Annotated in this window: 9 protein-coding genes and 1 pseudogene; 6 read left to right on the forward strand and 4 right to left on the reverse strand. The window is 57.3% G+C overall.

Translation table 11 applies throughout. The annotated features are described in order from the left end of the window. Positions 1–364: 364 nt before the first annotated feature. The 4 genes from ACLD72_RS17235 to ACLD72_RS17250 form a co-directional block, all read right to left on the reverse strand. Positions 365–1,345 carry a polyprenyl synthetase family protein gene (locus ACLD72_RS17235; protein WP_410998734.1) on the reverse strand — a complete coding sequence of 327 codons (981 nt, stop codon included), beginning with the start codon at positions 1,343–1,345 and terminating at the stop codon, positions 365–367. Between the two features lie 59 nt (positions 1,346–1,404). Beyond that, on the reverse strand, positions 1,405–1,857 hold the full coding sequence (locus tag ACLD72_RS17240; RefSeq protein ID WP_410998732.1) for a hypothetical protein: 453 nt from the start codon (positions 1,855–1,857) through the stop codon (positions 1,405–1,407). 152 nt (positions 1,858–2,009) lie between these two features. Beyond that, a complete protein-coding gene (locus ACLD72_RS17245; RefSeq protein ID WP_410998730.1) occupies positions 2,010–3,890 on the reverse strand; it encodes an FAD-dependent oxidoreductase in 1,881 nt (626 codons plus the stop codon). Positions 3,891–3,923: 33 nt separating this feature from the next. Continuing rightward, a complete protein-coding gene (locus ACLD72_RS17250; RefSeq protein WP_410998728.1) occupies positions 3,924–4,835 on the reverse strand; it encodes an FMN-binding protein in 912 nt (303 codons plus the stop codon). 455 nt (positions 4,836–5,290) lie between these two features. Here ACLD72_RS17250 and ACLD72_RS17255 point away from each other — a divergent pair, with 455 nt between their 5' ends. The 6 genes and pseudogenes from ACLD72_RS17255 to ACLD72_RS17280 all read left to right on the forward strand — a co-directional run. Then, on the forward strand, positions 5,291–6,796 hold the full coding sequence (locus tag ACLD72_RS17255) for an HD-GYP domain-containing protein (RefSeq protein WP_410998726.1): 1,506 nt from the start codon (positions 5,291–5,293) through the stop codon (positions 6,794–6,796). Positions 6,797–6,834: 38 nt separating this feature from the next. After that, positions 6,835–8,271: an ATP-binding protein gene (locus ACLD72_RS17260; RefSeq protein WP_410998724.1), complete on the forward strand. Its 1,437-nt coding sequence runs from the start codon at positions 6,835–6,837 to the stop codon at positions 8,269–8,271. A 239-nt stretch (positions 8,272–8,510) separates the two neighbouring features. Next, complete coding sequence (locus ACLD72_RS17265; protein WP_410998722.1) at positions 8,511–8,888, forward strand: RidA family protein; 378 nt, start codon at positions 8,511–8,513, stop codon at positions 8,886–8,888. Positions 8,889–9,055: 167 nt separating this feature from the next. Next, positions 9,056–12,193 carry a DEAD/DEAH box helicase gene (locus ACLD72_RS17270; protein WP_410998720.1) on the forward strand — a complete coding sequence of 1,046 codons (3,138 nt, stop codon included), beginning with the start codon at positions 9,056–9,058 and terminating at the stop codon, positions 12,191–12,193. Then, entirely contained in the window at positions 12,190–13,332 is a 1,143-nt protein-coding gene (locus ACLD72_RS17275; protein WP_410998718.1) for a hypothetical protein, read from the forward strand. Before ACLD72_RS17270 ends, ACLD72_RS17275 begins: the two co-directional genes overlap by 4 nt. 817 nt (positions 13,333–14,149) lie before the next feature. After that, positions 14,150–14,236 (forward strand): annotated as a pseudogene (locus ACLD72_RS17280) (TetR/AcrR family transcriptional regulator); the annotation flags it as partial. Between the last annotated feature and the right edge of the window lie 51 nt (positions 14,237–14,287).

Consider the following 14,287-nt stretch of genomic DNA (forward strand, 5'->3'; position numbering starts at 1 on the left):
GTGGAAGATATACGTGGTAGCAGGTGTGTGCGATGAGTGCGCGTGGCAGCAGGTGCGCGTAGCGGCAGGCTCAACTGGCCCTTGCGTTTGGAATACGGCGTCTCGTAGTTCCCAAGGCGCTCGATACATGTTTCTGATTGGAAATATTCCAATAGAATTGGAAAATGAGTGGTAAATACAGCGGCATGATTGGAAATTTTCCAATAGATTAGGCACGGCAGGGGCGTAACGGGCAATTTGAGCGGATTCTATTGGATTTTTTCCAATGAGAGCTCTAAATCACGTTCAATTTCCGTCAATCTATTGGATTTTTCCAATGGGAGGTGGGAACGACTGGTTGCAAGGAGCTCTGGTTCCCTCCCGGCTAATGATCCCGGCCGCTAAAATAGTCGAGCAGGGCTTGAAGATCCTGATGCGCCGGGTAGTGGGCAAGCTGGCCAATGATTTCCTGGGCCTCGTCCAGGTAGCGGCGGCTCAGGCGCTCGGTTTGCTCCAGTGCGCCGCTCGCCTGGATGGCCGCGACGACGGCGTCGACTTCGGCGGCGGGGCTCGCCGCCGTGATCGCCCGGATGCGGGGGGCGAGTCGTTCGTCCCGCAGCGCGAAAAGCACGGGCAAGGTTACCTGGCCACTGCGCAGGTCGCTGCCGGCCGGCTTGCCCAGCTTCTTCGCCGATTGGGCGAAATCGAGCACATCGTCGCGGATTTGAAACGACATGCCCAGCTTCTCCCCGAAGGCATACAGCAGCTTGGCCGTCTCCGCGTCCGCCCCGGACGCCTGGGCGCCGATTTGCAAGCAGGAAGCCATCAACTGCGCGGTTTTGTTTTTTGACTTTTCCAAATACTGCTCGATCGTTACGTCGTAATCGTACAGATGAGCCAACTGCTGATATTCGCCCAAACATAACTGCGTTGTAGCCAGGGAAGACAGGTCGTACACGTATTTTTCCTGGTCCGCCGAGTAAACGGAGATCAGCTCGATCACCCTGGCCGACATATAGTTCCCCACATGCAGCGCGCCGCTTACGCCCAGCTTCATGTGCATCGCCCTCTGTCCGCGGCGGACCGGGGAATCGTCGATGATATCGTCATGAATCAGGGAAGCGGCGTGGATAAACTCCGCGGCCGCGGCCAAACGCCAAATTTTTTGCTTATCCGGGGCGGGGCCGAAACGGCTGCCGACGATGACCATCAGCGGGCGGACCCGCTTGCCGCCGGAACGGACGAGTTCGATGATGCTTTTGACCAGCTGTGAGGAGTTGGGAACGTCCCGGTCAAATTTGACGATATTTTCGATTTCCCGGTCTATCGCTTTTAAAGAAATATCAAGCGCCTCATGAAGCTTCATGGAAAGCCCCTCCTTGCTGTCATTTCCCATAATCTCAAGGCTAAACCGTAACGCAAAATTTAAATCGCCCGGCCGGTCGTGGTCCGGTTCAAATCGAGCTGCAGGAACAGCTCCCAACCCTTAAGCAGCCGTTCATCTTCGGCGCGTCCTTCCGCGCGTTTGATTTGGAGCTGTTTGATGATGGGGGCCAGATGGGACAGGAGATCGTATTCCTCCCACTTCAGGCATAACCCTACGTAAAAACTATATAGATAGTCGCCGTCCAGCACCAAACGGGTCAACTCTTCGCCGGCAGCCGCATGATCGCACCGGCTGTGGCGCTGAAGGGCGAGCTTGATTGCGATGTAAATGGTCAACAAACGGCACTGGCGCACCGTAGGTATATCGTATTGTTCCAGGAGGTTCACTAACGGTTGGACTTCTTCTGCCGTGATATCGAGATGAATGCCGGCCTCGGGCGATAATTCGCCTTGCAATAAGCGACAAGCGTCTTGGAAGAGTATAAAATTCATAAGGACACACTCCTTGGTATGCGGTAAGCTTGCAGGGAACAAGGGCACCGACTCGGCAATTATAGAAAAAGGGGAGTAATAAGCGGCTCTAGCGCCCATTACTCCGGATTATTCATTAAGGGGGAATTACTGGTTTTCACTTGCTATGATTACTATTCGGTGTATAAATACCATCTTCGCACCAACGGGATTTTCTTCCACTGCTTCTTGAGCCAAGGCAGAACGTAATAATCCAGGCCAAACGCGCTGCCCGAACCGCCGATCAAGGCGACGCCCGCCGTCATATACCACAGCATTTCCGCGGAAGCCATGCTGGAGGACCAGATCATGACGCCGAGGGCAACGGTGGCTGCCGAAGCAATCGCGGTGAAGAGACCTACGATAATCATGATGCCAAGCGCGATTTCCATGAATACCATGAAGAACTGGAACACGGTGGCTAGCGCCGTATATCCGCCGTCGGATGTATAGAAGAACACGTCCATAAACCAGCTGACGATGGATTTGATAAATCCCGGCACGGGAAGCGCGGTAACCGCGGTCGAAGCGCTCTCCACGGTCGAAGCCGCAGCCTGGGCGTCAACCGTTTCCGTAACCTTGCCGGCCGCTTCACTGGCCGCGGAGACGACGTCGCTGGCGTGGGGTGGAGCCGGAATCAAGAAGATGTTTGATGGGTCCTTCAGGATTTTCGGCAGCTTGTCGAGACCTTCTTCCAGCCATTTGTAGCCGACGAAAAGGCGCAGCGGCAGCAGCCAGAAGTTCGGTGAACGTTTGGCGAAATGGCCGCCGACGAAGCTTCGGCGATTGTTGACATGGAAAAATTCATGCATCATATAAGTCCAGACTTTCGCAAAGCCGGCCACGGTGAACAGATAATACATATTGATCATGTGCTTGCTGAGCATGGCCATAAAGCCGCTTAACATAAACATTTTATTCGGCAGTCCGACATTCGCTACACCGTAGCGGCTGCCGATGCACACCATCGTGCCGTGGAATCCCGGCTTGTAGGACTTCTTCGGCTTGCCGTGGACGTCCGCGTAAATGTTATGCGCAATCAGCGGCCCGGCCTGCTCGGCGTTTTCCACCATTTGCGGCACCGGCCGCTTTTCACCTTCCGGAATGAAGAAAATGTTGTCGCCGACGACGTACACATCTTCGTGGTCGATGCTTTGCAGCTTGTCGTTGGTGACGATCCGCTTGCGGCCTTCCTGCTTCACGTCGAGCTTGCCGACGAGCTCGGAGCCTTCGACGCCGGCCGTCCACACGATCGTATCGGCTTCAAGCTCGCCGCGGTCCCCAAGCTGCACGCTGGCTGGCGTAACGCCAGTGATTTTCGCGCTCGTAATGATCTCCACGTTCATTTTATGAAGGCGTTTAGCCGCCTTTTCAATCAGCTTGTCGGGGAGGATCGGCAAAATTTTCGGCGCCATATCCGCCACGACGAGCCGGACTTCGCTTGCGTCAATGTAAAACTCTTTGCACAACTCGTCGCGGAACTCTGCCAATTCGCCGACCAACTCGACGCCGGTGAACCCGGCCCCGACTACGACGAAGGTAAGCATCTTCCGGCGTTTGACCGGGTCGGCAACTTTGGCCGCCTCGCTGAACATGCGGCGAACCTGTTCCTTAAGCCGGACGGCATCCTCGTAGGACCACAGGGTCAAAGCATGCTCCTCAGCCCCCGGAATTCCGAAGAACGTCGGTTTACAGCCGGTGCCGATCACAAGGTAATCGTAGCTGTACGTATTTTTCGCCGAGCGGAGCTCTTTGGCGGCGAAGTTGATATTGTCGATGGAATCGAGCACGACATCCACCTTTTGACCGGCAAAAATCTTTTTAAGCTCGATTTTGACCGAATCCTCCGGCGCCCGATTGGCCGCGACCTCATGCAATTCGGTCAGCAGCGTATGATAGGGGTTTCGGTCGATAAGCTGTATCTGCACGTCCTTGTCTTTTTTGAACAGTTTGGCCAGATGCTTGGAAGTGACGACACCGCCGTAACCGCCGCCCAAAACGACTATCTTTTTCAAGAGGTTTCACCTTCTCGTATAGGTTGGTAGTAGTTATTTCGCTTGTTCAAGTGCCTTGACAACCAGGTCGAAGTAGGATTTCAAGCTGATCGATACGCCGGAAATCGCGTCGGTTTTGCCTTCTTCATTAAAAGTAAGGGCTGCCGGATCCTGGTTTTCCACGAGATAAGCTTCTGCCTTGGCGGCTTCTTCGTGCCATTCCGCTTGGGCGCCGCCGGCTTTCATGCCGTATTTGCCGTCGATCGAATTTTGCTTCTTGTCTTCGCCTTTGTCATTGACGCCGCTGAAGTTGACTTTCACGATTTTGCCTGCGGCCACCACGACGTCCGCGGTTTCCTTCCAGCCGGAATGCGGATCGAACTCGGCGCCTTCGGTGTGGTAGGTGCCGTCTTTGTAAATGCCCGGTTCCACAGGTCCGGCGGCAAGCGCCTGATCGGCGAGATTAAAGAAATCACTTACATGGATGGAAACGCCGGAAATCGCATCGGTTTTTCCTTCATTGTTCAGAGCGGCCGCTTTGGGATCCTGTTTTTCGAGCAGGAATTGCTCTACCTTTTCGGCTTGTTCATGCCATTCGGAGGAAGCGCCGCCGGCTTTCATGCCGTATTTGCCTTCTTTGGAATAAGTCACTTTATCGACGGGAGCCTTTTCGCTGAGCGCGTTCCATTTGGCGTCGGTGATTTTGCCGCCGGACACGGTCAGAGTCACGTACGATTGCCATCCGGAATCCGGATCGGCTTCGCCAATCGCATAGTAGACGCCATCCTTGTATTGGCCTTGCTCGGGAGAAGTCGTGGAGCCATTGCTGTTTGTACCGCTTTCCGCCGTTGCCGGGGCGGTGTTCGCAGGTTCCGCGCTGCCATTGCCCGCGGCATTGTTGGAACCGCAGCCTGCCAACAGCCCTAATACCAGGGCGCTGCTGAGGAAGAGTAAAGCTTTTTTCATGATAGAACCCTCCATTAATTGTTATATATTAAAATGTGAAGACATTTTAATAACGAATGAGGTCGGGAAGCCCGCCGGATAGCCGATCGGACTAGGCCTAAAGGAGTCTTATAACCTTTGTTCGAAGGCATTTTAGCATATAAAAATATGAGTTAATGTGAAAAAAATCACGTACATTGTGACATAAAATAACCCTGCAAAATGGCGAATGTACCTTTGTGCAAGGTTTCACAGGTTTAAATGCGATTTTTACCAATTTAAAATATTTATTTTTAAATTGCCACAGAGTTACTTGATTTGTTTGCGTTTTGTCCTTGGGCTCAAATTAATGTACAAAAAGAAAGGGGGTTTAAATAAAAAATTCCAGGAGCTATCTGAAATGCGGTCCGATTCATGCCGATAATACAGGAAGTGGGCGTTAACCGACAATTTGCAAAGGGAAGGCGGAATACGCCGTGACGGTATACAAAACATTTATCCATCGTCTCATGCTTAACTATGCAGCCGGCTCCTTTCTGGCAGGGATCGCGATTGCGAGCCTGATTTTCGCTGCCCCGCTGGATGTTTCCAGGGAAGAGTACTTCTGGCTGGCAGGGGTATTATGCGTATCGGTTGGCGTCATGCTCCTGCTGGATGGGGGCGTCTTTTATTTGCAGCTCAAACCGGTCAGAAGCGCCTTTCTCCAGGAGATCGGCAGCTTCCAGGTTCTGCAAAGCGTATACATAAGGGTGCACCGGATGCCTTCCCTGGCCGTAAAACGGATTCTTGGCCCGCATCTGCTCGGATTGGTCGGGCCCGGGGCCGGATTGACGCTGGGGCTTATAGCTGACGAGCGGATCACGATTCCTTCCTATTATGTGCTGCTCGCCTCCTTGGGCTGTGTTCTCGTCTGCGGTATGCACGCCCTGATCGAGTTCTATTTGACCTCCTATGCGGTGCGGCCGGTTTTACAGGAGCTCAGCGCCTGGAGCCGCAAATTGTTCGGCAGGGAATTGTCGCTGGGAGGAAGGGTATTCGTTCCCGTATCGCGAAAATTAAAATGGAGCTTTTTTCTGGTCGGCGCTTCCCCGTTGCTGCTGTACAGTCTATCCGTCCAGTTCCGGCTGCAGAATTGGGGGTACGGCTCTTACGCGTACTGGCAGTGGGCGGGCTATATTCTGGCCGTCGGCCTTGGTTTTGCCTTCATCGGTTCCAGGCTGATGGCGCGTGAAATCATGCTGCCGATCCAGCAGCTGTATGAACGCATGGCCGAAGTAAAAACGGGGTATCTCCGCGCGGAGGCCGCGGATTTGTATTCCGATGAATTTTCCCGGCTCGTGTCCGGGTTTAATCATATGCTGCGGGGACTCAGATCCGAGGCGGCGCGCAACAGCCAGCTGGTCGACAGCTATTTTGCCACTTTGGCCGCCGCTTTGGACGCCCGTGATCCGTATACGGCCGGGCATTCCTTGCGCGTGGCCGAATATGCCGTGCAAATCGGCAGACTGGCCGAATTGCCGGAGCGGCGCGTCGATGAGCTGCGCAAGGCGGCGCTGCTGCACGATATCGGCAAAATTGGCGTTCGCGACGCCGTGCTGTTGAAGGATGGGCGCCTGACGGATGAGGAATGGGAGCAGGTTAAACAGCATCCCGTGCTTGGCGAGGCGATTCTGAAGCAGATCGAGCCTGCGGATGCGATGGCTCCTTTTTTGCCGGGGGTAAGGTCGCATCACGAACGGTATGACGGCAAAGGCTACCCGGACGGCCTCGCCGGGGAGGACATCCCGCTGTTTGGACGGATTATCGCGGTGGCGGACGCCTTTGATGCGATGACCTCCGACCGCCCTTACCGCAAAGGCTTGGAGCCCGCTCAGGCGCTCGCGATCCTCGAACAGGGCCGGGGAAGCCAGTGGGATCCGCATTATGCCGAGCTGTTTGTAAAGGCGTACCGCACCGAACAAAAGAAGGCGAATCCCGGATAATCGCATACAAACCAGTGTACCAACAGGGAGGGAAGCCTATGAGTCTGGGGAACACGTTCCTGATCAATTTGGGCATGCTGATTGCGGTCGCTTATTTGGCCAATATTCTGTACAAATACGTATTCAGGAATCTTTCGCCGTGCGTCAATTACATTCTGTCCGTTCTGGTGATGATTTTGGCGGGCTGGATATGCATCGAATTCGGATTCTCGCTGAATGAGCGGATTATTTTCGACCTCCGGATCGTTCCGCTGATTATTGCGACGCTGGTTTATCCGCATCCGCTTACCCTGCTGATCATCGGGCTTGGGATCGGGGTGGTGCGCTTATCGTTTGGCGTAAGCGACGCCGCGATCTTCGGGCTTGTGAACTTGACGGTGCTCGGAGCAGTCTGCGCCGGCCTGCGCATTTGGTTTAACCGGGCGAAGCAGGGTTTCGCCTTCATGGGGCTGGTCACCATCCTGGCCGTTAACGTCATTAACTGTTTGAACATTATCCTTTTCGGGGTTACCCCTGTACATACCTATTTGTTTGAAATTATGCCGATCATGCTCCCGCTCGCCGTTCTCTTTAGTTTTGTATTTACGTTGATTCTCCGCGATTTTCAGATGGGACATCGGCAAAATTTGGAGTTGAAGCATGCCAACGAGCTGCTGCGAAAGCAGACGGATGAGCTGCATAAAGCGAAAATCGGGCTGGAGGACCGGGCCAAGCAACTGACGCTCGCTTCCGGCTACAAATCGGAATTTTTGGCGACGATGTCGCATGAGCTGCGGACGCCGCTGAACAGCATCATCAATCTGGCGCAAATCATCGCCGAAAGCGAGGACGCCGGGGACGAACTGCCGGAGTATGGACGGATCATCTACAAATCGGGCCATGACCTGCTGCAAATCATCAACGACATCCTCGATTTGTCCAAAGTGGAGGCTGGGCGGCTGGAGATCATGAACGAAGAAGTGGTGCTGACGGAAGTGGCGGATTGGATGCAGGTTCATTTCGACCATATTGCCGCGCAGAAAAAGCTGGCGTATGAGGTGCGGGTGGAAGCGGGGCTGCCGGAAACGATCGTTTCCGATCCGCATCGGATCGCGCAGATTTTGCGGAACCTGCTCTCCAACGCTTTTAAGTTCACGGATAAAGGAAAAGTGACGCTTAACATACGGAGGGCCGCACGCGGCGAAGTGCCGCAAGGGGAATGGATCGTGTTTGCCGTAACCGACACCGGGATCGGAGTTCCGAAAGAGCAGCAATTGGCCGTATTCGAGTCGTTCCAGCAGGCGGACGGATCGATCAGCCGCAGATACGGCGGGACAGGGCTTGGCCTGCCGATCAGCAGCAACCTGGCCCGCCTGCTCGGTGGATTTCTGCGCATGAAAAGCGCTGAAGGGGAGGGCAGCGTGTTTTCATTTTATCTGCCCCTGCAGCTGGAGGAGGCCGAAATAAATGAGACAAGGCTTGCCCAAGGCAGATAAACATCGCTACAATAGATGAAAGAGTGTATAAGTTGAAATTATTGATTTGGGCGGATAGATGCAAACGGGTAAAATGTTCTTCCGATCGCTGTTGTTCCCGGATTTCTATGATTGGTGTAAATTCGTACAAAGTAGAAATCCGCTCACAAAGGCGAACGCTGCCGCTTCTCCAGAATCATTTTACCCTCCTGCCTTCCCCGCTCTTATCAATAATTCAACTTAAGAAGGGATGGGTATAAATGGACAAACAAGTGATTTCAACGACTTCTGCGCCCGGGGCCATCGGGCCGTATTCGCAAGGGGTTCAGTTGGGGGATTTGGTCTTTACTTCGGGACAACTGGGTCTCGTTCCGGAAACCGGACAATTCGCTGAAGGTGTCGAGGCGCAGGCCGCGCAGGCGCTCCGCAACGTTAAAGCCGTGCTGGAAGCGGCCGGAAGCGGGCTGGATAAAGTCGTGAAAACGACGGTGTTTCTGAAAGATATGAACGATTTTGCCAAAGTGAACGAGGTGTACGGATCGTTTTTCGCCGAACCGTTTCCGGCGCGCAGCGCGGTTGAGGTGGCCCGCCTGCCCAAGGACGGCCTCATCGAAATCGAAGTCATCGCCGTAAAATAAAACAGCAAGCCGAGGGAACCCGGGCCTTACGGTCCGCATTGCCTTGCCGGAGCCGCCGGAGGAGAAGTGAATCTCCTTCGGCGGCTTCAGGTTTTATATAACCCGGTTTTCGTATAAGATGGTAGTAGCAAAATTGGATGGAAACAGGAAATCGACGGGAGATCACCATGAATCAACGTCTATATGGAATATGGCTGGGGGACGTTCTGTTCTGTTTCTCCGGTGAAATATCTGAAGTGAGGGTGGATGCATGGACCTCAGTGATGAGGCGCGTAGAGCCGGAGCCGGGTGTGCGGCCATTCGGGCATGCCGCGCTGCGGCTGGCGGAGGTCCGGTTTCCGGTGTCCTCTGTCCGCAAATCGTTTAAGTCCGGAGAGCGTAAAAGCCTGATCGGACGAACGCTTGAAGGGCTGGCGCTTCCCGTGCCGGAAGCTTGGCGGCTTCTGCTGGCTTGGGAGAAGACGGACTGGGAAGCACAGGGGATCAAACCCGGGGCAGAGATGAGCTATTGGAGCAAGGCGGCGCAGTTTGCGCTGGAGCTGCTGCTGCGGGGGCGGATCGCGCCGGGAAGCAGGCCGGTGTCGGCCGGCGGGCGCCGCCGCGGCGCGCAGGCGCTGCTGCGCTCGGCCTGGGGGCCGCTGCTGACGGCGGAGCGGGATGCGAAACGGTTCCGGCAGTTGGCCGGCTCCATGCCTCCCGTCTGCCTGGCCGCGGTGCAAACCGGTGCCGCTGAAGAAGAAGGGGCGCTTCTCGATCGGCAAATGTCGGTCCTGCATTCCTTTTTGATGGCGATGATCGATCATGAGACCAGGGCTGCGGCCGGCGAACTTGGCCGGAAGCTGAATCCGAGCCGTGCGGATTACCGCAGGGGGTATTCGCCGCTGGCCGAGCTGTGGTGGAACGGGCTGCTTAGCGGCGGACAACCGGTGGACATACAGGGAAGCACGGTGGAACTGGAGCAATTGACGGAGGAGATCGCGGGAGCCGGAGGCGGCAGGCCAAAGTCTCCTGCACAGGAAGCAGGAGCGCCGGAGACAGGGAGCTTCCGCTTATGTCTGCGCATCGAACCGGATGGGGAATACGAGCCGGGGGCAGAGGCAGAGGGCGAAGCTCCAAATCTGCCGCTGTGGCGGCTGACGTTTTGGGCGGAAGGGGCCGAGGATGCCGAGGTGCTGCTTCCGCTGCGGCTCATTTGGAGTTATCCGCAGCGGGATATGGAGATTCGCGAGCGGCTCTACCGGAATGTGCAGGAACAGGCGCTGCTGCGGCTGGCCAAAGCGGCGGAGGTGTCCCCGGAAATCGCCGCCGCGCTGGATGGGCCCCGGCCGGATGGTTTGCTGCTGGCGCCGGAGCAGGTGTATTCGTTCCTCAGTAAATCGGTATCAACTCTGCGCAAAAACGGGGTCACGGTACAGATGCCCTCGCGTTGGACCCGGCAAGGCCGCCGTAATACGGGCATCCGCCTTAAAACCCGGGGCTGGGCGGGAGACGGCGTGCAGGAAACGCCCCGGATGGGCGTTGAGCAGCTGGTTGCGTTTGAGGCGGCGGCGGTGCTGGACGGCCGGGAAATTTCGCGGGAGGAGCTGGCCGAGCTGGCTGCGGCGAAAACGCCGCTCGTTTTTTTTCGCGGTGAATGGATCGAGATCGATAACAAGGAAATCCGTCAGGTTCTGAAATTCATGAAACGCCATGAAAACGGCGCGCTGACGTTCCGCGAACTGATGCATCTTTCCAGCGGCGCGGGCGAAGCGTTGTTTGACGGCGTGGAAGTCGAGAGCATCGAGACGGCGGGCATGCTCACCATGCTGATCGAAGGCGGCTTGGCCCGAAGCTCCCGGCCCCGGCCGGTTCCCCCCGGGCTTAACGGTACGCTGCGGCCGTATCAAGAGCGGGGCTACCAATGGCTCGCCGCGATGCGGGAGCTCGGTTTCGGCGCCCTGCTGGCGGATGATATGGGACTCGGTAAAACCGTGCAGGTTATCAGCGTACTGCTGGACAATGCCAGCCGCTTTGCCGGTCAATCCTTGATCGTTTGCCCGACTTCCCTGCTCGGAAACTGGCAGCGCGAATTAAGCCGCTTCGCCCCCGAGCTCAGGCTGTACGTCCATCACGGTAGCGGCCGCTGCCACGGAGAGCAGTTCGTTGAAGCGTGTCGTGACTGCGACGTGATTCTGACTACGTATCAGTTGGCCGGCCGGGACGCCGGAGAACTGCGGGCGATGGAGTGGGGGACGGTGGTGCTGGATGAAGCCCAATACATCAAAAACTTCGGGACCAAGCAGGCCCAAAGCGTGATGAAGCTAAGCGCGATCCATCGGATCGCCATGACCGGAACACCGGTGGAAAACCGGCTCAGCGAATTGTGGTCGATCTTTCATTTCCTCAATCCCGGTTATTTGGGGTCCAGTGCGTCTTTTCGCGCGCGTTACCAGGCCGGGGCCGATGAGCAGACCGGCGAGCTGCAGAAGCTGCGCCGGTTGGTTGCGCCGTTTATGCTGCGCCGCTTGAAAAGCGATCCGGATATCCGCAAGGATCTGCCCGAAAAAATCGAGCTGAAATCTTACTGCGCGCTTACCGCGGAGCAGACCCGTCTATACCGGTCGGTGACGGAGGAACTGCTGGCAAACATTGGCGGGCAGGGTGGCATTGCCCGAAAAGGACTGGTGCTGGCTTCGCTGACCCGGTTGAAGCAAATTTGCGATCACCCTGATCTGGTGGCGGGGAGAACCCGCACCGGAAATCCGGTTTTGCGGTCCGGTAAATTGGAGCGGCTTGGCGACCTGTTGGACATCATTACGGACAGCGGGGAAGCGGCGCTGATTTTTACCCAGTATGTGCGGATGGGCGAGCTGCTGCAGGAGATTTTGGCCGACCGGTACGGGGAAAGGCCGTTTTTCCTGCACGGCGGCGTGGCGAAAGCGGACCGGGACCGCATGGTGCGGCTGTTTCAGGAAGGCGGCGGCTCTCCGCTGTTCGTGCTGTCGCTGAAAGCCGGCGGCGTGGGCCTGAATCTGACGCGGGCGAACCATGTCGTCCACTATGACCGCTGGTGGAATCCGGCGGTGGAGAACCAGGCCACAGATCGGGTGTTCCGCATCGGCCAGGAGAAAAACGTCGAAGTGCATAAGCTGATTTGCCAGGGAACGCTGGAGGAACGGATCGATGAATTGATCGAGCGGAAAAAAGCGCTGTCAGAGCAAGTCGTCGGCTCCGGTGAGCAGTGGCTGACGGAAATGAGCGATGACGAGCTGCGCAGCCTGATTGCGCTGCAGACGGACAGCATTCTGGAAGGAGGGATCGGATGAGCCGCGCGGCATCGTTGGCGGAGGGGAGGGAGTTCTCCCTGAGCCTTACGGCAGACGGGCTGATTTGCAAAATAGGAGGGGAGCATGCGGTGACGCTCCCCTTGGCTCCGGCGGCGGAGCGGGAGCGGGCGGGCCGCGCCCTGCTGCGGCGGCTGCAGGAGCAGCCGCGGGCGCTGGCCGCGCTGCTGGAGCGCGGGGCCGCCGGGATCGCGGCGCTGCTGCCGGAGCGCCCGCCGTGGCGCGAGGCGGGGGCGTGGGCCGGCGGTGACGGTAATGGCAGTGGCGGTCGTGGCAGTAGTGACGGTGGCAGTAGCGGCGGTATTGGCGGTGGTGGTCGTGGCAGTAGCGGTGGCGGCAGCAACGGTCGCGGCAACGGCGATAGCGGCGATGGCGGTGGCAGTAGTAGCGAAGGCAGTAGCGGTGGCGGCAGCAACGGTCGCGGCAACGGCGATAGCGGCGATGGCGGTGGCAGTAGTAGCGAAGGCAGCAGCGGAGGCGGTCGCGGCAACGGCAGCAATGTTGGGGGCAGCGGCGATAGCGGTGGCAGTAGTGGCGAAGGCAGCAGCGGAAGCGGTAGTGACGGTGGCAGCGGCGAAGGCAGTGGCGATAGCGGCAGCATCAGTGGCGGCCGCGTGCGCTGCGCCTGCGGCGCGCCCGGCTGTGCGAGGGCGGCCGAAGCCATCGCCGCCGCCGAGGCGGCCTGGGCGCGGGACGCCGCGCTGCGCCTGAAGGCGCTCGGCTGGACGCCCGAGGCGCTGGCCGGCGCCGTGTGGGCCGCCTGGGCGGCCGCTGCGCCGCTGCCGGACCCCGAGGCGGCGCTGCGCCAGGCCGCCGGGCCGCGCGAAGGCGAGCGCCGGGCGTCCGGGCCGGGCGGCGGCGGCGCGGCCCTGGCCGAGTGGCTCGCCGAGGCGGCGGAGCAGGGCCGGCTGCACGAGCCGGGGCCGGAGTTCCACGACCTTGGCGTGGAACTGGGCCGCCCGGACGCGGCCGGCGAGCCGCCTGGCGGCCCGGACCCGGCGCCGTGGGCGGCGCTGCTGCCCGGCGTGCCCGGCGCGGCGCAGGGGCTGGCGCTCGTCGCCGCCCAGGTGCGGCAGCGGGCCGAGCGGCTCGCCGCCCCTTTGCGCGGCAAGCCGCGCTGACGCGCCGCCCGCGCCCGGCCCCAGCGCAGTCCGCCGGCCCCGCAGCGGCAAAGCGCATCGCTGACCGTGATGAAGCCGCGGCTGTTCAGTCCCGCTAGCGTTGCATCAACTTTTGCACAAGACATGTTGTAGCCCTGGTACTTTCCAGATTTCCGCAACGGACCTGGTTTTCGAATCGAAACTATCGTTCGCCGGAAATCTAACGGTTGTAGCAGCGGCTATTTTATGAAAATAACCCTTTTCTAAATTCTAACGGTTGTGAACGCCGCTATTTGCCTTGATCCGGGCAAAATTCGCTGGATTTAAGTGAGATAAGCGCCATGGCAACCGTTAGAATTTGAAATCCACGTTTTTGGAACAAATAGCGGTTGTGGCAACCGTTAGAATAGTTTTGTGGCTAGAAATGTGTATCTTGTTAGATTTGATGTAACGCTAGTGGTTCAGCCCCCCAGTTAAGGGCATAAAATGTCCTTATTCAGGCGGTATCCATCCATTTGAGAAAAATAGAGGCAATTTATGTCGTTATTTTCTCGAATTGCAAGGAAATGCCCACGTTCCGGCCTCTTCATAGGGAAATAAGGACAAAAAATGTCGCTAATGGAGATGAACAAGTCTGGCTTCAGGTAATAAGTACATAAAGTTCCGCTATTTTGCAGACCCAGCCGACGGTTGGGCTTTTAACCGATCCGAAAGGGTCGGTTTTTTCTGTGCGATTCTGATAACGCCCTAAACAAGAGCGTTTCTTCGGCAGGGTTTGTATCTCTATAGAGAACTTGACAGCAGGAGCGAACTAGCCTATCCTTTACCCAAATTAGGAATGGAGCCAAAGCACCGTGCGGAAGTCCTCAATACCACGTTGACCTGCATCAGCAAGCACGGAATGGACGGCCTTACGCTGGATAAGGGCGAAGATAACCGCTTGATTAGTCATGATTATGTTCAAAGGTTTATCGCG

The sequence above is a fragment of the Paenibacillus lacisediminis genome, assembly GCF_046567315.2.